This window comes from Dongshaea marina (assembly GCF_003072645.1).
Taxonomy (GTDB): Bacteria; Pseudomonadota; Gammaproteobacteria; order Enterobacterales; family Aeromonadaceae; genus Dongshaea; species Dongshaea marina.
On the sequence record NZ_CP028897.1, the window covers coordinates 3,144,933 to 3,164,287 of the forward strand.

12 protein-coding genes and 2 pseudogenes are annotated in these 19,355 nt (G+C 51.4%); 8 read left to right on the forward strand and 6 right to left on the reverse strand.

The features are described 5' to 3' along the window. Window positions 1–440 precede the first annotated feature (440 nt). The gene (locus DB847_RS14835) at window positions 441–1,223 is read right to left on the reverse strand and encodes a substrate-binding periplasmic protein (RefSeq protein WP_159084649.1); all 783 of its coding nucleotides are present in this window, start codon (window positions 1,221–1,223) and stop codon (window positions 441–443) included. 326 nt (window positions 1,224–1,549) lie between these two features. Between DB847_RS14835 and glpA the strand changes: the two are divergent. The 5 genes and pseudogenes from glpA to DB847_RS14865 all read left to right on the forward strand — a co-directional run bounded on the left by glpA (window position 1,550) and on the right by DB847_RS14865 (window position 9,270). Further along, a pseudogene (gene glpA, locus DB847_RS14845) lies at window positions 1,550–3,213 on the forward strand (anaerobic glycerol-3-phosphate dehydrogenase subunit A). Next, window positions 3,210–4,517 carry a glycerol-3-phosphate dehydrogenase subunit GlpB gene (glpB, locus tag DB847_RS14850; protein WP_108651400.1) on the forward strand — a complete coding sequence of 436 codons (1,308 nt, stop codon included), beginning with the start codon at window positions 3,210–3,212 and terminating at the stop codon, window positions 4,515–4,517. The pseudogene glpA and the gene glpB overlap by 4 nt, the downstream one beginning before the upstream one ends. Continuing rightward, a complete protein-coding gene (gene glpC, locus DB847_RS14855) occupies window positions 4,514–5,728 on the forward strand; it encodes an anaerobic glycerol-3-phosphate dehydrogenase subunit GlpC (protein ID WP_108651401.1) in 1,215 nt (404 codons plus the stop codon). The genes glpB and glpC overlap by 4 nt, the downstream gene beginning before the upstream one ends. 328 nt (window positions 5,729–6,056) lie before the next feature. Next, complete coding sequence (locus DB847_RS14860) at window positions 6,057–8,405, forward strand: molybdopterin-dependent oxidoreductase (protein ID WP_108651402.1); 2,349 nt, start codon at window positions 6,057–6,059, stop codon at window positions 8,403–8,405. A 109-nt stretch (window positions 8,406–8,514) separates the two neighbouring features. After that, window positions 8,515–9,270 (forward strand): class I SAM-dependent methyltransferase, encoded by a 756-nt coding sequence (locus tag DB847_RS14865; RefSeq protein ID WP_108651403.1) that lies wholly within the window; start codon window positions 8,515–8,517, stop codon window positions 9,268–9,270. 93 nt (window positions 9,271–9,363) lie between these two features. On the opposite strand, the pseudogene DB847_RS14870 reads toward DB847_RS14865, so the two are convergent. Together DB847_RS14870 and DB847_RS14875 are read right to left on the reverse strand one after the other, a co-directional pair. Further along, window positions 9,364–10,289, reverse strand: a pseudogene (locus tag DB847_RS14870) (pseudouridine-5'-phosphate glycosidase). After that, entirely contained in the window at window positions 10,283–11,377 is a 1,095-nt protein-coding gene (locus DB847_RS14875) for a PfkB family carbohydrate kinase (protein WP_108651404.1), read from the reverse strand. Before DB847_RS14875 ends, DB847_RS14870 begins: the two are co-directional and overlap by 7 nt. A gap of 634 nt (window positions 11,378–12,011) precedes the next feature. Between DB847_RS14875 and DB847_RS14880 the strand changes: the two genes are divergently transcribed. Continuing rightward, on the forward strand, window positions 12,012–13,454 hold the full coding sequence (locus tag DB847_RS14880) for a SulP family inorganic anion transporter (RefSeq protein ID WP_108651405.1): 1,443 nt from the start codon (window positions 12,012–12,014) through the stop codon (window positions 13,452–13,454). A 268-nt stretch (window positions 13,455–13,722) separates the two neighbouring features. On the opposite strand, the gene DB847_RS14885 is transcribed toward DB847_RS14880, so the two are convergent. Beyond that, window positions 13,723–14,337, reverse strand: a complete 615-nt coding sequence (locus DB847_RS14885) for a LysE family translocator (RefSeq protein WP_108651406.1) — start codon at window positions 14,335–14,337, stop codon at window positions 13,723–13,725. Window positions 14,338–14,560: 223 nt separating this feature from the next. Between DB847_RS14885 and DB847_RS14890 the strand changes: the two genes are divergently transcribed. After that, window positions 14,561–15,142, forward strand: coding sequence for a thymidine kinase (locus tag DB847_RS14890; protein ID WP_108651407.1), 582 nt, complete (start codon window positions 14,561–14,563; stop codon window positions 15,140–15,142). Between the two features lie 275 nt (window positions 15,143–15,417). On the opposite strand, the gene DB847_RS14895 is transcribed toward DB847_RS14890, so the two are convergent. Together DB847_RS14895 and DB847_RS14900 are read right to left on the reverse strand one after the other, a co-directional pair. Next, entirely contained in the window at window positions 15,418–16,575 is a 1,158-nt protein-coding gene (locus DB847_RS14895; protein ID WP_108651408.1) for an MFS transporter, read from the reverse strand. A gap of 175 nt (window positions 16,576–16,750) precedes the next feature. Then, window positions 16,751–17,974 carry a multidrug effflux MFS transporter gene (locus DB847_RS14900; protein WP_108651409.1) on the reverse strand — a complete coding sequence of 408 codons (1,224 nt, stop codon included), beginning with the start codon at window positions 17,972–17,974 and terminating at the stop codon, window positions 16,751–16,753. 250 nt (window positions 17,975–18,224) lie between these two features. Between DB847_RS14900 and DB847_RS14905 the strand changes: the two genes are divergently transcribed. After that, window positions 18,225–19,145, forward strand: a complete 921-nt coding sequence (locus DB847_RS14905) for a LysR family transcriptional regulator (protein WP_108651410.1) — start codon at window positions 18,225–18,227, stop codon at window positions 19,143–19,145. Window positions 19,146–19,355: the final 210 nt, after the last annotated feature.

Consider the following 19,355-nt stretch of genomic DNA (forward strand, 5'->3'; position numbering starts at 1 on the left):
TCGCTCAGTCAGTTGCTGTCAGGCTTAATTAAATAGCCACTCAATAAAAAAATCATTATATATCATTGAGATAATAAGATTACCCTCCACAAAAATGACTAAATACCCTCTTTTCACACCAGGGACAGAGTTGAATTTCCCGGTGGATGAACTAGATGTTTAAGTAAGAGATTCAAAGGAGTCGCGATCATGACCAAGAACAAGCTTTTTGAACTCCTCAGTTGCTCGTTCCTCATTGGTGGAATTACTTTTCTTTCGATATTTTTTGATGAAACCCTAATTTTTTTCCACTTATACTACAAGCCGCTGCTGATCATGTCGGCCAGCCTGCCTCTGATGGCATGTGCCTGCTTTATCAGCTATCTGATTGAGACAAGATCATCCAAGTCTGCTGCAAGAGAGCGAGATAACTCCTGAGCTTAAAGAAGCATAAAGTTGAGTTATTTCGAGGCTTGATACCTGCTCATCAATGCCTCACTGTGGTCAAGGCGCACTCGTCGTAGATTTTCCCAGATCTCCCGCAACTTCCCGGCCCTGTGCTGACTAAACTCTTTTGAAAATGCCAGATAGACCAGGCTTTGCATGAAGGGAGGATCCAGGGTCGTCAACTCCGACTCTAACTGGAGCTCAGGCAACAACCCCCTTGCGGTGATCCGGTTGAGAACATAACCATCAATCCGCCCCATAGCAACCATCCGCAAGCCCCGCTCGGCATCTGGGAGGTGAATGTGCCGGGCATACACCTGCATCTTCTTGAGCCTTTGAGTTGCCACATAGCCAGGAGGAGAGCCAATCCCAACCTTGAGGCCGGTAAAGCTTTTCCCATCCCAGTTCAGGGTAGAACCGCGCTTTACATAGACAGGATAAGTCACGTCCCAAAGAAAAAGTCGGCGATCGACCTTGCCCTTCGCAGTCCTTGGATAAACGGCCCACTTGTCACGCTCAGCGGTCCAGATGGTTGCAAAGAATCCATCCATCCGATTCTCCCGGACCTCACGCATGCAGCGCTTCCAGGGCCGCCTGAAATAGCGAGGCTCAAGCTCACTCCCCTCAAATGCCATCGATATCAGATCGATTAAGATACCGGGAGGCGATGGGATCCGCTCCCCCTGCCCCATCATGAAGGGCTTATGCTCTGCACTCTCATAACAGATACGGACCTCCTGCCCGGCGTGAGCAGTGCTCGTCCCCAATAGGAGCAGAAAAAGTGCAGATCTCATCATTCCTTAAGATCCCAGGGTTTAATTTTCAACATATCTATAATCCACCGCTTCCCTGTAAACCTCTCGTCACAAGCTTAGTCCAATAACCACTCTAATCGGCCGTTTGATTGCACCTCATTTTAGACGCCTATCTCTTAAAGGCTCGAAAACGAAACAAAAAACACCAACCAAATGTTCGTTCACTCATAAATGTGCGCTTGATCATGATTATTCGAGCATAAAGTGGCATGATCCCCTGCATAATCTCGGGGTATACAGAATAAGCGGCTTCTGTATGCTCGAAAAAGGTAAATAGAGCCAACAGAGCCATGAATCATTCACACATTATGGAAACAGATGTCGTCATCATAGGGGGTGGCGCCACGGGCACAGGGATCCTCAGAGATTGTGCCCTGCGAGGGATCAGCTGCATCCTGATCGAAAAAGACGATCTCGCCTCAGGTACCACGGGACGCAACCACGGATTACTGCACTCGGGAGCACGCTATGCGGTCACCGATGCTCATTCGGCCCGCGAGTGTATTCAGGAAAACCGAATTCTTAAACGGATCGCCAGTCACTGTGTTGAAGACACCCAGGGGCTATTTATCTCGCTGCCCGACGATGATCTCGACTTTCAAAAGCAGTTTATCCAGGCCTGTCACGAGGCCGACATCGATGCCGAGCAGCTCAGCCCCCAAGAGGCGCTGCGTCTTGAGCCCAACTGTAACCCGGCCCTGATTGGCGCAGTCAAAGTGCCCGATGGTACCCTGGATCCGTTTCGCTTATGTGCCGCAAACATTGTTGATGCCAAAGAGCACGGGGCTCAGTTGCTGACTCATACCAAGGTCACGGGCCTTATCCGCCAGCAACAGAAAGTTGTCGGTGTCTCCTGTCTGGATATCCGAGCCGGCCAAGCTCGTGAAATTTACGCAAAGCAGGTGATCAATGCGGCCGGGATCTGGGGACAAGAGATCTGTGAGTATGCCGATCTCAACATCAAGATGTTTCCTGCCAAAGGATCCCTGCTGATCCTGGACTACCGGATCAATAACCTGGTGATCAACCGCTGCCGTAAACCCGCAGATGCCGATATTCTGGTCCCCGGTGATACCATCTCTTTGATTGGCACCACCTCGGAGCGGATCGATTACCGTGGAATCGACGATCTCCATGTTACCCCTGCTGAAATTGACATCCTGATGGCTGAGGGGACCAAGCTCGCTCCCATCATGGCCAATACCCGGGTGCTGCGGGCCTATGCCGGGGTTCGTCCCCTGGTTTCTGTCGATGGGATGAGTCGGGACGCAATATCAGCCGTGGCATTGTGCTGCTGGATCATGCCGAGCGCGATGGCCTTGAAGGCTTTATCACCATCACAGGTGGCAAGCTGATGACCTACCGCATGATGGCTGAGCAGGCCACCGATATGCTGGCGCAAAAGCTTGGGAATACTCAGCCCTGCCAGACCGCAATCAGGCCTCTGCCCGGCTCGGAGCAACCCGCTTCTAAGCCCAAAAAAACAGCCAGCCTCGCTAAGCCCATCTACGAGAGTGCTCTCTACCGCCATGGTGAGCGCGCCGAAAAGTTTCTGAAAGAGGATCAGCAGAGTCAATCTGTGATCTGTGAGTGTGAGATGGTTACCCGGGGAGAGATCGAGTATGCCATCGAGGAGCTCGACGCCTGTAACCTGGTTGATCTTCGCCGCAGAACCCGGATCGGCATGGGCCCATGCCAGGGAGAGCTCTGTACCTACCGGGCCGCAGGCTTGTTTCAGGAGTTTGGCAAGATCACGGGGAATGAGTCCAGCCAGCTGCTCAATCACTTTCTGGAGGAGCGCTGGAAGGGGATCAAACCGGTATTTTGGGGCGATGCCCTTCGGGAAGCCGAGTTTACCTACTGGATCTATGAGGGGCTGTTTGGTGCAAGTGATATTCCCGATACCCACCAGGCCACAGAGCCTACAGCACACCCCATTGAAAACGCCAGCCTCCGGGAGATCAAATCATGAAATACGATAGCCTAATCATTGGGGGTGGGATCGCCGGCCTGAGCTGCGCCCTACGCTGTCAGCAAGCCGGGATGAGTACCGCTGTCATCACTGCCGGTCAAAGTGCCATGCACTTCTCATCGGGCTCAATCGATCTGTTAAGCCGCCTGCCTCAGGGACAAAAAGTCACTGCACCCTATCAAGCGCTGGAACAGCTGATACAGCAGGCCCCACGGCACCCTTACAGTAAACTGGGTTCAAAGCAGATCGAGCAGGCTCTGAGCTGGTATCAGGATACTCTGCAGCAGGCGGGGATCCCGCTGCTCCATCAGGAGGAGAAAATAAATCATCTGAGGCTGACTCCTCTTGGGACCTTTCGTGAGACCTTCCTCTCCCAGGAGAGTGTCTACCCCTTCCCGCTTAAGCTTGAGAGCCATGGGCTTAAATCGATCGCCCTGGTAACCATCCAGGGATTTCGTGACTTTCAGCCCGAGCTTGCGGCCGATAATCTCAGCAAGCTCGATGCTTTTAAACACACCGAGCTGCGCAGTATCAGCCTCAGACTCAGCGCTCTTGAAACACTGCAGCGTAACCCCTGTGAACTACGCTCTATCGAGCTGTCCCGACTCCTTAGAGAGGAGCAGGCACTTGAGCAATTTGCCCGGGAGCTGCGTCAACGGGTCGGACAGGCCGATCTGGTGGTGCTGCCAGCGATCTTTGGCAACGGCGATGGACTTAAGGTGCTAAGACGACTTTCAGAGCTCAGTGGATACAGGCTATCCGAACTGCCCACCATGCCCCCCTCGCTGCTAGGGATCCGGATTGAAGAGACCATGAAGCAGCATTTTGTAGCCGGAGGTGGAACCCTGCTGCGCGGCGATGAAGTAACGGGTGGCGAGTTTGAGGAGCAGCAGCTAAAAGCGGTTTACACCCGGAATTACCGGGAAATCCCGCTACGAGCGGATCACTTCCTGCTGGCAAGCGGCAGCTTCTTCAGCCATGGCCTTAAAACCAGCTTCAACCGAATCTTTGAACCGGTGTTTGGGCTGGATATCAACCAGACAGCGCAACGCAGTGACTGGTATCGGGAGGAGTTTTTCAGCCCGAACTCTCACCCGTTTCTGGGGATGGGGGTGGAAACCAATGGCCAGCTTCAGGCGCAACGCGAGGGGAACACCATTGATAACCTCTACTGTGCAGGCGCAATTTTAGCTCACTACAACCCGGTGTTTGAAGGAAGTGGCAGTGGCGTCGCCATCAGCAGTGGTTTTGCCGCCGCAGAGCAGATGATAAAGTTAAGCAGTAACGCAAGGAGTGCCGCGTGACAATCAAGGTCCGAGATACCAGTTTCGATCAGTGTATCAAGTGCACTGTCTGTACTGTTTACTGCCCGGTGGCTAAAGCCAACCCGGAGTTTCCTGGCCCCAAACAGTGTGGTCCTGATGGTGAGAGATTGCGCCTTAAGAGCCCTGAGTTTTATGACGAATCCCTTAAATACTGCACCAACTGCAAACGCTGTGAGACCGCCTGCCCTTCCGGGGTCAAGATAGGCGATATGATCGCGGTGGCACGAGCCGAGCATGACTCCAAACCGGCCAATCTCAAGACCGCGCGAGATTTTGTCCTGAGCCACACCGATCTGATGGGATCGCTGGCAACTCCGGTTGCCCCCCTGGTAAATGCCGCAACGTCGATTCAGGCGGTCAAGAAGTTGATGCATAAGACACTGGGGGTACACGATCATAAGTCCCTTCCCAAATACTCCCACGGAACCTTCCGCCGCTGGTATAAAAAGCAGTGTCATGATCAAAGCCAGTTCTCAAAGCAGATCCACTATTTTCATGGCTGCTATGTCAACTATAACCACCCTCAACTGGGCAAAGATCTGGTTCGGGTGATGAATGCCATGGGGATTGGGGTACAGCTGCTGGACAAGGAGAAATGCTGTGGTGTGCCGCTCATCGCCAACGGCTTTCACCACAAGGCCAAGAAAAATGCCGAGTTTAACCTCCAGCATCTTGAGGCCGCCGTCAGCCGCCAGGATGCACCCATTCTCTCAACCTCCTCCTCCTGCAGCTATGCCCTGCAACAGGAGTACCCCCATGTGCTCAAGGTCGATAACTCTCAGGTGCAGGACAAGATCCAGTATGTGACCCGCTACCTGCTGCAGGCGATGCTCCGGGGAGATGGCCCCCGACTCAAACCACTGAATAAAAAGGTGGTCTACCATACCCCCTGCCACCTTGAGCGTACCGGTGGCGGGCTGTTCAGCATCGAACTTCTAAAACTGATCCCTGGATTAGAGGTCAAGGTACTCGACAGTGAGTGCTGTGGCTCAGCCGGAACCTATGGCTTTAAATCCGAGAACTATCAAACCTCCATCTCGATTGGCAACAAGTTGTTCCGTCAAATCAAGGAGTCCGATGCCGATCTGGCGGTCACTGATTGCGAAACCTGCAAATGGCAGATTGAGGAGAATAGCGCTCTGGAGGCTATCCACCCGGTATCGCTGCTGGCGATGGCCCTGGAAATCTGATCTCTGGTAGGCAAAGCCGAATAAACTCGATCAATATCCATCATTAACAACATGGCCAATGAGAATCTCTCTTTGGCCATAGCGCCTCCCTTTCAGAGAAACTCAACCCGCGCCAGGCCAGCTCAACAAAAAGCTCTCATCTGCCAGCAGATCTTGTCGCTATTTTGATATTTATTGTCGTGATTGTTGTAATAAAAAATTCACCGATTTATTACACTGCTCTAACCCGTTACTCATCCTGTAACATTGCGGGTAAATCAACGCAGATAAGGCTAAGCCGGAACTGGCATGCCAGATCAATCGCAACATAAGGAGCAAGGTGAATCGCATGACAAATAAGCTCTCTCCCACCAGCACTCACTGGGGAAATTACCTGATTGAAGCAAACCGGCAGCAGTTGAAGGCTGTACATGCTTACTCTGCGGACCTTGAGCCCTCTCCCTTGGCCCAATCCCTTTTAAACTCATTTGATACAAACTGCCGAATTACCCAGCCTATGGTGCGAGCTGGCTACCTGAAGCAACGCCAGTTAAGTGATGGCTCCATGCGCGGCGCAGAACCTTTTGTCCCCATCTCCTGGGAGCTTGCACTGGAGCTCGCCGGTGACGCCTTAGCGCAGGTAAAACAGCACTATGGCAATCAGGCGATCTATGCCGGCTCCTATGGATGGTCCAGCGCCGGACGTTTTCACCATGGGCAAAGCCAGGTCCATCGATTTCTAAATCAGTTTGGTGGATATAGCTTCTCGGTCAACTCCTATTCCTGCGCCGGACTTGAGGTGATCATGCCCTATATCGTCGGGCAGCCTTTTTCCAGCTTGATGACGCAAGTGCCGACCATAGAGGATATTGCCGAGAATACAGAACTTATGGTCTGCTTTGGTGGCATCCCCCTCAAGAACACCCAGGTCTCCCCCGGAGGGGTGGGTGCCCACAGTGCACGTTCACAGCTAAAGAAGCTACAAAAAGCGGGCGTTAGTCTGATAAATCTGTCCCCCATCCGGGATGATGTGGTCGATTTTTTATCCCCTACCTGGCTCCCCTGCCGACCAAACTCAGATGTCGCCATCATGCTGGCCTTGGCCCATACTCTGGTACAGGAAGACCTGCATGACAGAGAGTTTCTGGATGAATATTGCGTTGGCTTCGACCAATTTGTTCCTTACCTGATGGGAGAGGCCGATGGTCAACCCAAGGATGCCTGCTGGGCTTCTCGGTTATCTGAAATCCCGGCAGGGACCATCCGTGATCTCGCAAGACGGATGGCCTCACAGCGAACTCTCATCAGCATCAACTGGTCACTGCAAAGAGCACAGCATGGTGAGCAAGCGCCCTGGATGGCAACCACTCTGGCAGCCATGCTTGGCTATCTTGGATTACCGGGTGCCGGGATTGCTTATGGTTTTGGCTGCGCCCATCCGGTAGGGTTTCACGGTCGCCTGTTAATGCCCTTTAAGGTCGCCAGCTTTCCCCAGGGGAATAACCCGGTCAATTGCTTTATCCCCTCCTCAAGGGTGACGGATATGCTGCTCAATCCAGGTAAGACAATCAGCTACCGGGGAGAAACGCTCACCTTTCCCGACATCAAACTGGTCTATTGGGTCGGCGGTAATCCGTTTCACCACCACCAGGATCTCAATCGATTACGCCGGGGGTGGGCAAAACCTGAAACCATTATCTGCCACGACTCCGTATGGACTGCAACCGCACGCCACTCAGATATAGTGCTTCCTGCGACGACTTTTCTTGAGAGAAATGATTTTTCCGGAGGAAGCTTAGATCGCTACCTGTCTCCAATGCACAGAGTTTGTGAACCATACGCAAACTCCAGAGATGATTATCTGATCTTTTCTGAACTGGCAAAAAATCTCGGCTTTTCCGAGACGTTCACCGAAGGAAGAAGCGAAATGCAGTGGATAGAGCACTTGTACCAGGAAACACGTAATAATGCCCGCAAAGCAGGGGTCGAGCTTCCTCAATTCCAGGACTTTTGGAGTGGACAACAAATCTGCCTGGATGAACAGCTTGAACCAAGCTCTTTTGTCCTTGAAGACTTTCGCCGGGATCGAGCCAGACACCCACTCAAGACCCCATCTGGTAAAGTAGAGATTTTTTCACAGACAATCGCTTCCTATCAATACCCGGATTGCCATGGCCACCCTCACTGGTATGAAAAGAGCGAGTGGTTAGGCGCTAAGCGGGCTGAAGATTATCCCCTGCACCTTATCTCAAATCAGCCTAAAACTCGGCTGCACAGTCAATACGATCACGGAAAAATCAGTCAGGACTCAAAAATACAGGGACGCGAGCCCGCCAGGATGAACCCACAAGATGCCAGAAGCAGAGGAATACAGGATGGTGATGTGATCCGTCTATTCAACGACCGTGGTCAAATCTTGGCCGGAGCAATCATATCCGATGGTATTCGTCCCGGAGTTATACAGCTGGCAACCGGAGCCTGGTATGACCCCTTAGAGCCCACGGATCCCAAAAGCCTGGATGTCCATGGCAATCCAAATGTATTGACCCGGGATCAGGGTACATCCAGCCTTGCTCAGGGGCCAACGGCTCACAGTTGCCTGATCCAGGTTGAGCGATTTGATGATGAGCTTCCCCCAATAAAGGCTTTTCATCCCCCCCAACAAATCACTATCGATGAGCTTCCACAGCAAAAGTGATGACGGCTAATAACGAGTGGAGCATACAGCCCACTGCTATATGCTGCGGCTCTCGGCTATATCTCTATCATCGAGAGCCGCAGCACATTGAAGATTAAGGATAAGAGAGATGCAGAATGTTTATGATGACCCCAACTTTTTTACCGGATATAAGCAGCTAAGAGAAACATCGTCTGGTTTTAATGAAATCCTTGAACAACCTGCCCTGCAATCCCTTTTAAGCACCATTGAGGATCAAGCTATTTTGGATATCGGCTGCGGGTTTGGTGATTTTTGCCGTTACTGCGTAAAACATGGAGCCAGGAGCGTCATCGGCATCGACCCCTCGCGAAAAATGCTTGAGCAAGCTCAGGAAGAAACAACAGCTCCTCAGATCAAATACCTCTGTACAGGCATAGAGAAGGCGGAATTTAACAATAATCAGTTTGATATCATCGTCTCTTCACTGGCTTTTCATTATGTGAAAGACTTTAATTCTATCGCTGTCAAGCTCTATCACTGGTTAAAGCCAAACGGCATACTGGTATTTTCTGTTGAACATCCCATCTGTACCTCCAACTCCTATAGCGCAGCAGGTGAGGATATACATGGTTCACTTTTCCCCGTCAGGAACTATCGGGATGAAACTCTATTCTTACAAAACTGGCTCATTAGTGGCGTAGAAAAATACCACCGCACAACATCAAGCTACATGAACGCACTCTTGAACAATCAGCTCTCAATAAGAAAAGTTTTAGAGCCCATGCCAACAGATGAACAGATACGAGAGCAGCCAAGCCTGGCAATTCACGCCATTCGGCCACCTCTTCTCATCATCTCAGCCCAGAAAGATACAGCTCCTTATATTGAGGGGCAACGAACATAACCCCGTGATCCACGAGCGCCTTCAGAGGAGAAGAATCTCTCCTCTGTTCGTTGCCTTTTCTGACTAACTGACAGCTCACGACTCAGCTATAGATCACTTCCGATGCAACTGACTATACTGAATTGCGATCTGCGCCCCAAGACGGGCGTTGTTGAGCACCAACTCAATATTGGCGTCCAGGCTGCTCCCCTGAGTCTTCTCCACCACCTTAGACAGTAGGAAGGGGGTGCTCAGCTTGCCGGTGATCCCTTTTTCATTCATCTCGCAAATTGCATCACTGATGATCGCCTCCATCCGGGCTGGATCCAGGGCATATTCTTGGGGAATCGGATTGGCGATGACGGCGCCACCTCCCAACCCAAGATCCCACTTCGCCTTGAGGGCCCGGGCAACCCCTCAGCACTGTCTAAGCGGTACTCTAAGCCAAATTCGCTCTCGCGGCAGTAAAAGGCGGGCAAGGTGTCACACCGATAACCGATGACAGGCACGCCGCGGGTCTCCAGATACTCCAGGGTCAGCCCCAGATCCAGTATCGATTTGGCTCCGGCACACACCACAGCCACTTCGGTCTGTGCCAGCTCCTCCAGATCGGCAGAGATATCGAAAGTTTCGGTTGCTCCTCTATGTACCCCACCGATACCACCGGTGGCAAAAACCCGGATCCCGACCATGGCCGCAATGATCATGGTGGCTGCGACTGTAGTCGCTCCATCCTGGCGAGCACTCACCACCAACGGCAAATCACGACGACTCACCTTACTCACCTGGGTGCCCTGCTGCCCCAGGTGGCGGATCTGCTCCTCACTCAGTCCCACCTTGAGCCGCCCATCTAAAATGGCGATGGTGGCCGGAATCGCTCCCTGCTCACGGATCTGTCGCTCAACCTCAAGGGCCGTCTCGGCATTCCGCGGATAAGGCATGCCATGGGAGATAATGGTTGATTCAAGGGCAACCACCGGCTGATGATTCTCTATCGCCTTGAGGATCTCGGGCTGAATATCAAGATAAGCTGTTAACATGCGAAGGCCTCCAGGCGTTGTTCAATGGTCGTTTGAGATAATCTAGGGTGAATGGTTTGCGGATCGGAGAGGGTCAGCTCAGCAGCGGCTAATCCAAAGCGCAGCGCTCTTTCATCCTCCCAGCCCTCCAGGTGGGCATGGGCCAGGGCGCCGAGCAACGCATCACCCGCACCATTGGCGTTGCACAGCTCCACGCTGTGGGCCTTGAGCTGTAATGGTTCGCAGCCCTGAGAACTCAGGTAGCACCCCTGCTCTCCCAGGCTCAGGCAAAGCCTCTGTACACCTTGCTGGTGAAACCAGTCACCGATCCGCTTGAGATCTTTGGGGGTATTAAAGGCGATCCCACTTAAGTACTCGGCCTCGGCCCGATTGGGCTTGAGAGTATGAATTTTACTTAAGAGTGGCTGGATTTTTGATGCCTTACAACGGGATACGGTATCCACAAACAGCGGCACACCGGGGGCGCTGTCGGTTATCGCTTCCAGGGTTTCCTGAGGCAGGTTGCAATCGGCAATAATCAATGAAGCATGGCTCAGCAGGCTGCGGTGAGAATAGACCAGCTCTGCTGATAACTGCTCAACGATCGCCATATCATTGACCGCGGTATGCAGCTCACCATCGGGGTTCAATAAAGAGAGGTATACAGAGGTTGCTTGGTCTGGCAACTGCAGGACCAAAGAGGTATCCACACCACTGGCCCGGGTATCCTGCAATAAGCGATCTCCATGGGGATCGCAACCGACCGCACTGATAAGGCGCACCTGCTGCCCGAGCCTTGCCAGGTTTTCGGCCACATTACGGGCAACCCCGCCGGCCGAGATAGTGACCCCACCAGGGTTCGACTCACCCAGATCCAGTTGCTGCATCCCACGGCCACAGATATCGATATTGGCTCCACCCACGACCACCGCATAGGTGGGCTCAGACAGGACATAGCCCTTGCCCAGGATCAATCCCTTACGGGTCAGATTCATGATGTGACTGGCAACCGCCGAACGGCTGATCCCAAGGTTTTGGGCAAGCTGCTGCTGTGAGATCATCGGATCATCACGTAGCAGGGCCAGGAGTTGTTGCTCTCGTTGCGTCATAGACTTTTGTCCATCAACCAAACATGTGTCTATATTATGATGGCACAAAATCTCTGCTGTGATCGGACTCACAATCCAACGAAATCGGCTCAAACAGGGTTTTTCCAGTGGGAAGATAATTTACTCGGCCCCTGAATGAAAAGATTAAGTTAGCTCCCGGTAATGAGCGCCTATTCTGCAGGGAGCCTGTTTCTTTCAAGGCAGGCCACTATCTGGAGACCAGGTGCCTTTAGATCAACAAGCTGATCGACGACTTCAACAAAGGATATCAAGCACTTTCCAAAGAAGATTTAGATAATAGCCACCAACTTATCATGGTTAATTAAATAAACAGAGAGCTCCATTGATTTCACCTTATAGGTAATAAATCCTCTAGTCACTCTGGTAAAATATAAAATACTTTGATATAAATACGCCCTAACTGCCTCTTCTCTCGGGTTCCCACACCCAACAACTCTTAAAGCCACCTTTAAGATATACACTTACCACACTTGGTAAAATTAGCCTGGCACATTGAATTTTCAATTTTTTGTCCACTTTTGTCATTTTAATTATTTAATGACAATTGCCTTCTATTGCCTATTCATAGCGTTACAAAGTGTCGCGGCTTAACCAACCCACAGAGAAGTATTAAATGTTGACTAATTTCAAAAAAAACTGGCTATCCAATATTCGTGGTGACACTCTTTCAGGAATCGTTGTTGCACTTGCACTAATCCCAGAAGCAATCGCTTTTTCTATCATTGCCGGAGTCGATCCAAAAGTTGGGCTCTACGCCTCATTCTGTATTGCGGTGGTCACGGCTCTTGCCGGAGGAAGAGCAGGAATGATCTCCGGAGCCACTGGCGCAATGGCTTTGCTCATGGTCACCCTCGTCAAAGAGCATGGACTACAGTATTTACTTTGCGCAACCCTGTTGACAGGGGTGCTACAAATTATTTTCGGCTATCTCAACCTCGGTAATTTAATTCGTTTTGTCTCCAGCTCTGTGGTAACCGGATTTGTAAACTCTCTTGCAATTCTGATCTTTATGGCCCAGCTTCCTGAAATCACGCATGCCCCCATGACCGTGTATGCATTAGTAGGGATTGGCTTGTTGATCATATATCTTTTCCCCTTTATTCCACTGATTGGAAAGTTACTCCCCTCACCATTAATCTGTATCCTCATCTTGACTCTGGTATCCACATATTTTGAACTGAATGTGCATACTGTCGGAGATATGGGGCAGTTACCCAGCACTTTACCAATTTTTCTTTGGCCACAAGTGCCTTTAACCTTGCATACCCTGTATATCATCCTTCCCTACTCAGTTGCACTTGCGCTGGTTGGATTACTTGAGTCGATGATGACAGTAACCATTATCGACGAATTAACAAACACAACCAGTCATAGAAACCGTGAATGTAAAGGCCAGGGATTGGCAAACATTGTTTCCGGAATGATGGGAGGAATGGCTGGATGTGCAATGATAGGTCAATCTATGATCAATATTAAATCCGGTGGCCGTAGTCGACTTTCAACATTATTTGCAGGCATCTTTCTTTTATTCATGGTGCTTTGTTTGGATAATTGGATCCGTCAGATCCCTATGGCAGCATTAGTAGCTATCATGATCATGGTGTCCATAGGAACCTTCTCCTGGGATTCGATCCTTCATCTGAAACGACACCCGCTCACAAATAATATCATCATGTTAGTCACAGTCGTTGCTGTGGTTGCAACGGAAAACCTGGCTATCGGAGTCTTGATTGGCGTATTTCTTAGTGCGTTATTTTTCGCACAAAAAATTGCACATCGGATGGAGGTTGAAAGAGTCGGTGAAGAGAACAGTAAAGTGCAAACGTACAGGGTCAGAGGCCATGTATTCTTCGCCTCGACAGAACGATTCATCTCCTCTTTTGACTCTAAGGAAGCATTAGACCATGTGGTTATCGACCTTGCCGGCGCCCACTTTTGGGATATTTGTGCGATGACGGCCCTCGATAAAGTCGTACTCAAACTCCAGAATCAGGGAGCACAAATTGATCTACTCCATTTTGATAGAGCCAAAGCAGACTATTTCAGGCACCTATAGATAATCCGGCTCAGTATATAGCACCAGCATATTGGTGCTTTTTAATCTTTGTTGCTGATGCCTGAATTACATTCATCAGCACCTCGTTATAAATCTACCCCAGGATGCAGATACCAGCCCCTCATGATATAAACTACGCACTTGAAACATGACTCTTGTTTATCATGGATCTAAAAGATCCCCGCATCCCTGTTGGTTGCAGCCACATAAATCATCCTTTTATCACGCTGCAATAAACTGAGTTGATATCATCAACCAACTCCCGTGACTAGCCTTTAATCGCCAGAAAGGACCCTGCCCCCAGCATAATCGAGGCCGCAAGCCGGTTGATCCGGCGAGCACTCCTCGGGGAGTGCAGCAGCCGGCGCGCCGAGGCTGCGGCATAGGATACCAGCATCAGGCCAGACATCAGTGCAACCAGGGTCAGCACAGCGGCCAGAGCGATTCCCTGGGAGTTAAGCTGGGTCACATCCATGAAGGTGGGCAGGAAGGCGATATAAAACAGGATCACCTTGGGGTTAGAAGCGGAGATCATAAATCCACTTAGAAAACTCATCTTGCCACCTGCTCCCTGAAAGCTTGCTTCATCCATCAGCTGATCCGAGGTTCGCCACATTTTCCACCCCAAATAGATGAGATAAGCGGCCCCCATCCAGCGGATCAGGGTAAAAGCATCCTCCCAGTGGTGTGCCACTGCAGCCAGACCATAACAGGCAAGGATCAAGTAGACGATATCACTACAAGCCATACCAAACGCAAGCCAAAAACAGGAGCGCGTCCCGGATCTCAGTGCCCGGGCCAATAGAGCGATAACTCCAGGCCCGGGGGTCACAGAAAAAATAAAAATTGCGATAAAAAATGTCACTGCGCTTTCAAAAGACACCCGAACCTCCCGTCTGATTCACCCTGCCCCTGGGCTGGCTTAAACCCTGATGCTACCTCTTTTGCTCATCCGAGTACATCGAGTGCATCCCAAATAACTGAGTGCGATAAGTCCCTCCAACCGACTCCTGTTGCTCTCGCATTTTGCCAACAACAACCTTTATTTTTGTGGTCAAATTCAGTAGCATCCTCAGCCGCAATTCATCAATGAAATAACAAGAATCATGGCTTCTCTTCACTACAAATATGCCGCGATGAACTCAGGGAAATCCACCCAGTTGATCCAGGCACACTTTAACTATTGTGAGCGCGGGATGCGCCCCCTGGCGATGCTTCCGGCGATCGATGATCGCTATGGTGAGGGCGTTATCGCAGCACGCGTTGGCTTGCAGCTGGATGTCGAAACCTTCCACAATGACACCAACCTGTTTGATGCAATCGCCACCCATCATGCCAATGAAACCATCGATGTCTTTATCGTGGATGAGGCACAATTTCTGACCAAGACCCAGGTCTATCAACTGGCACAGGTGGTTGATCAGCTCAAGATCCCGGTGATCGCCTATGGGCTGAAGAGTGATTTTCGTGGCGAGCTGTTTGAAGGCTCCTATCACCTCTTATGCCTGGCCGATAAGCTCGAAGAGATCAAGACCATCTGCTGGTGTGGTAACAAGGCCCATATGAATGCCAGGGTCGCCGAAAATGGCGAGGTACTGCATCATGGTGAACAAATTGAGATCGGCGGAAACGAGCGTTATGTGGCTCTTTGCCGCAAGCATTATATCGAGGGTAAGGCTTTCGCCTGATGCGGATCCTGTTCCCTTGAAAAGGGAACGCCCACTTCGAAGGCTTAGAACGAAGTGGGCGCATAGGCTTGGATTAGGATACGTAAACAAACACAGGGACAACATCCATGTTGCTAGACAACCGTTGCAGTTAATTCGTATCACTGGTTAATAAGGCAGTCGAAAAACCCAATAGTTCCCGGCAAAGCGAAAATAATTAAAAATTTATCCTGCCCATCTGACAGTGCGGCTCAAGTGACGCCAAATGATCGGCAAAAAACGGCTCTGCCAGAGGATCATCCCCCAACCAGGACGGTTGCCAGCAGATAAAACTCCCCAAGCTGCAGGGGATCCGCTACCCAATGATTGATAATAAGGCCGGTTAACCCCGCAACCAGGGTCATCTTCAGGGCCCCGGATACGGCAACCACAGCTCCCGAGCAGTTTCGTTCGGAGCCACACCCCAACAGCATGCTCTCCCCTATCGGCAAAATCAACCCCTTGGCCAGAACCATCAGGGTATAGGCTCCGATCAACTGAACCAGGGTTAGTGGTTGCCAAACCAACCAGGCTCCTGCCAGGGCTAATGACAGGGCTCCGGCAGCCAAAGTCCCATAATCCCCGAAATAGCGGCGCAATGATCCCACCAAAATGCTGCCAACACAGAGCCCGAGAGCCGGGATCATCATCAACTTGCCAAAGGTTGCCACCGACAAGCCAAATTTTTTCTCTATAAAAAATGGCAGGACCGACATAGACACCACGGTCGTCAGATAAAGAAGCCAAACATACACCGCGGGCAGCAGCATGCTGTAATTAGCCAACACCTTCCGGTAGCGAGGCCACAATTCAGCCAGAGAAAATCCCTGGGGTAACCCGGCATCCCTCTCATCGAGAAGCCAGCACACCAGGGCTATAACCAACAACAGGTAAACCGCTACACAGAGAAATACCGCGCGCCATCCCCAGGTATCACTGAGCACGCCACCCAAAGCGGGGATCAGGATCCGCACCAAGGAAGCGACCAGGGTAAACCAGGCCATCATCTTCGCCAGGTGCTGGCGCTGGTAGCGATCACTGATGACACAGCGGGCCAAGATGGAGGCACTGGAAGCCCCGATGCCCTCCAACAGGCGCCCAACCAGTAACAGCCCAAAATGCTCCCCACAGATGAGACAGAGCAGGCATCCCCCCAGATAGATAAGTTGCCCCCGGATAAAAACCCTTTTACGGCCCACCGCATCGGACCAGGGCCCATAAAAAAGCTGGGCTGCGCCAAAACCGATGAGATAAATGGTGATGAGCCATTGAGTTTGTGAGGGGGTCGTTGAAAAGTCCTTTGCCATAACCGGCAGTGACGGCATATAAATTGAGATGCCGATCTGTGCGGTCGATAGGATCAGGATCGCCAACAGCAGCGTTCGGGTCGACAGAGCCCACGCTTTTTTTGACATGAATCACTCCCGGAGATCATGTTCACAGCTAAAGGAGCAAGCTTTTTGGAAAAGCGCTGCTCCGGTGCTCAGTGAGAAAAGAGAATATCGGCAGGGGCGATTAGCAGTATTGGCTTGCTGGCCCCCCACAAGGCGCCAGCAGCATAGCACTCCCCAGGAGTGGACTCAATCCAAGTTATGCCTGAACCCTGGATGTAGACAATAGCAAGCGGTACAGAGCAGATAAGGCACGACTCTGGTATAGGGCTAAACCCAGGATCAACAGCATCATCAACAGGTAAAAGCCACCCAATTTGCCCTGATCCGCGACCCAGTATTCAATAATGATCCCGGTCAAACCGCCACTGACGAGCATCTGGATCGTTCCGGAAAGAGCCACCACCACTCCGGAGCGGTGGCTGTTATGCTCGAGCAGCAGGCTGGTAGCCGTCGGAAAGATAAAGCCCATCGCCAGCATCACACAGGTATAGCCACCAATCAGGGGTACTAAGGCCTGGGGCGTTGCAATGAGCCAGATACCAGAGACCCCCAACATAACCGAGCCCATAAACAGGGGGGTAAACTCCCCAAACCAGCGACGAAGATGAACCGCTAGCAGGCTCCCAAGACACATACCCAGAGCCGGGATCACCATCAGCTCTCCAAAATGCCCGGCACTTACCCCAAGCTCCTGCTGGATAAAAAAGGGTAAAATCGTCATGGAGACAACCATGGTCAGGTAGATCAGCCAGATATAAACCGCCGGGGACATGGTCTTATATTCACCTAATACCTCACGATAGCGAAGTAACACATCCTTGACCCGAAAAGGGCGCGCTTCGGCCTGCATCGTCTCCTCAAAATACCAGAAGCCTATGGCAACCAGTGCCAGCAAGTAGAGGCTCACGCAACCAAAAATCGCCCGCCATCCCCAGGCGTCGGTGATCCATCCCCCCAATACCGGTGAGATAACCGGGGTAAAGGAAGCGCTCATCGCAAACCAACTCATCGCCTTGGCCAAGTGGTGCCCACGGTAACTATCACTCAGGACGCAACGTGCCAACACAGAGGCACTGCCTGCTCCGGCCCCCTGAAGGATCCGCCCCATGATCAGCAACCAAAACGAACTCCCCGAAAGGAGACATAAGCCACAACCCAGCAGATAGATGATCTGCCCGATAAAAAAGACCCGGCGCCGTCCAATCGCATCCGACCAGGGGCCATAAACCAGCTGTGACAGGCCAAGACCGATCAGAAAGGAGGTGACCAGCCACTGAATATGCGAGGGCGTCACCGCCAACTGCTGCGCGATCTGCGGCAGAGCCGGGATATAGATGGTGACCCCCGCCTGGGCTGTGGTGACGATCAACATCGCCAACAAAAGAGGCTTGATAGAAAAGGAGGTCTCAGGCGAACTCATGGTAACTTCCTCCAAAGATAGATCTGATAAAGCACCTTCTATCGATACGGTGCATTGAAGTGGCCGATAAAACGTTCAGTAGAGCCTGGGAGATAAGTCTGGATGATATGAAGATCAACGAAGGCTATTCAGGGAAAATATGTCCGCTTTATTAAACATTCGACACTTTTTATAGACAACCATTCTATCCCAACCATGAATTGACTATAATCATGCAACTTATTAAAAGTTTTTTTCCTGTGAGGCAACAATGGATTGGGCGACCAACCTCAAAAGCTTTATCAAAGTGGTCGAAGAGGGAAGCTTTACCGCTGCAGCTAAACAGCTCTGTAGCACCACATCCGCGCTGTCTAAACGCGTCAGCTGGCTGGAACAGCAGCTGGAAACCCAACTCCTCAAGCGCACCACCCGCAGCATCTCTCTGACAGAGGCGGGTCAGCTACTCTACGAGCGCGGCATGTATTTAACCCGGGAGTGGCAATCACTGCTCGATGAGACCCGCTCTTTGCACCGTGCTCCAACCGGACTTTTGAAAATCGGTGCCACCCCGACCCTGGGGAGCCGTTTTCTGATCCCGATCGTCGAGCAGTTTCTTGAGCGCTATCCCAAGATGCAGATCCACCTCAGTAATACCACGATCGGTCAGGGGCCAAAAACTGAACTGGATCTGATGATCAACAGCCGGCTGGATCCACAGTTCAACTCCAACAGTTTCAAGATGTACCGACTGTTTGACTTCACCCGAAACTTTTTTGCCTCACCACGCTTTTTGGAGAAGAGCGGGCCGATTGAGCGCACCGAACAACTGGAAAGCGTCAATGTATTGATCTGGGGAGAGCAACATCAGCGCCAGTGTACCCTGCAAGATGGCCTGACTCTCACCCTGCAAGGAAACTTTTCGACTCAAAATTCAGAAGCCCTGCTACAGGCGGCCCGTCATGGGCTGGGGGTGCTTCTGGTGCCGGATATGATGGTTGCCAACGAGTTGGCACGCGGTGAGCTGGTGCCGATTCTTCCCGAGCTCACCACACAATCTGAAAGTATCTATGCCTTTTTCCCGAACTTAGGATTTGAGCATGCCAAGACCCGGCTGTTCTTAGACTTTACCCGGGAGTTCTTCGATAGCAAGCAGTCTGAAGATGAGCTCAGTCCTTTCCAGGATGGCCTTTAGGCTCTAATCGTGCCCGCTCCAACCTGTTGGATGCCTATGCGAAACGAAAAGGTCAGGCTCTGTTGACGTTTCAGATTTACTGCAGTTGGTAATTTTTTCATCCAGCAAGGCAGAGGATGTGTAGTGTAGTTGCTCTACATGAACATCTGATAACGCCGCTGGGAGGAAAAAAGCCAGTGCCCTGTGGGGTGTGCCTGAAAAAGCCCGGCT

Bases quoted from the DNA above. Each gene is read 5' to 3' on its own strand.
- DB847_RS14895 (WP_108651408.1), bottom strand. From the start codon at position 16,575: ATGTCAAAAAAAGCGTGGGCTCTGTCGACCCGAACGCTGCTGTTGGCG.
- DB847_RS14900 (WP_108651409.1), bottom strand. From the start codon at position 17,974: ATGAGTTCGCCTGAGACCTCCTTTTCTATCAAGCCTCTTTTGTTGGCG.
- DB847_RS14835 (WP_159084649.1), bottom strand. From the start codon at position 1,223: ATGATGAGATCTGCACTTTTTCTGCTCCTATTGGGGACGAGCACTGCT.
- DB847_RS14860 (WP_108651402.1), top strand. From the start codon at position 6,057: ATGACAAATAAGCTCTCTCCCACCAGCACTCACTGGGGAAATTACCTG.
- DB847_RS14865 (WP_108651403.1), top strand. From the start codon at position 8,515: ATGCAGAATGTTTATGATGACCCCAACTTTTTTACCGGATATAAGCAG.
- DB847_RS14875 (WP_108651404.1), bottom strand. From the start codon at position 11,377: ATGACGCAACGAGAGCAACAACTCCTGGCCCTGCTACGTGATGATCCG.
- DB847_RS14890 (WP_108651407.1), top strand. From the start codon at position 14,561: ATGGCTTCTCTTCACTACAAATATGCCGCGATGAACTCAGGGAAATCC.
- glpB (WP_108651400.1), top strand. From the start codon at position 3,210: ATGAAATACGATAGCCTAATCATTGGGGGTGGGATCGCCGGCCTGAGC.
- DB847_RS14880 (WP_108651405.1), top strand. From the start codon at position 12,012: ATGTTGACTAATTTCAAAAAAAACTGGCTATCCAATATTCGTGGTGAC.
- DB847_RS14905 (WP_108651410.1), top strand. From the start codon at position 18,225: ATGGATTGGGCGACCAACCTCAAAAGCTTTATCAAAGTGGTCGAAGAG.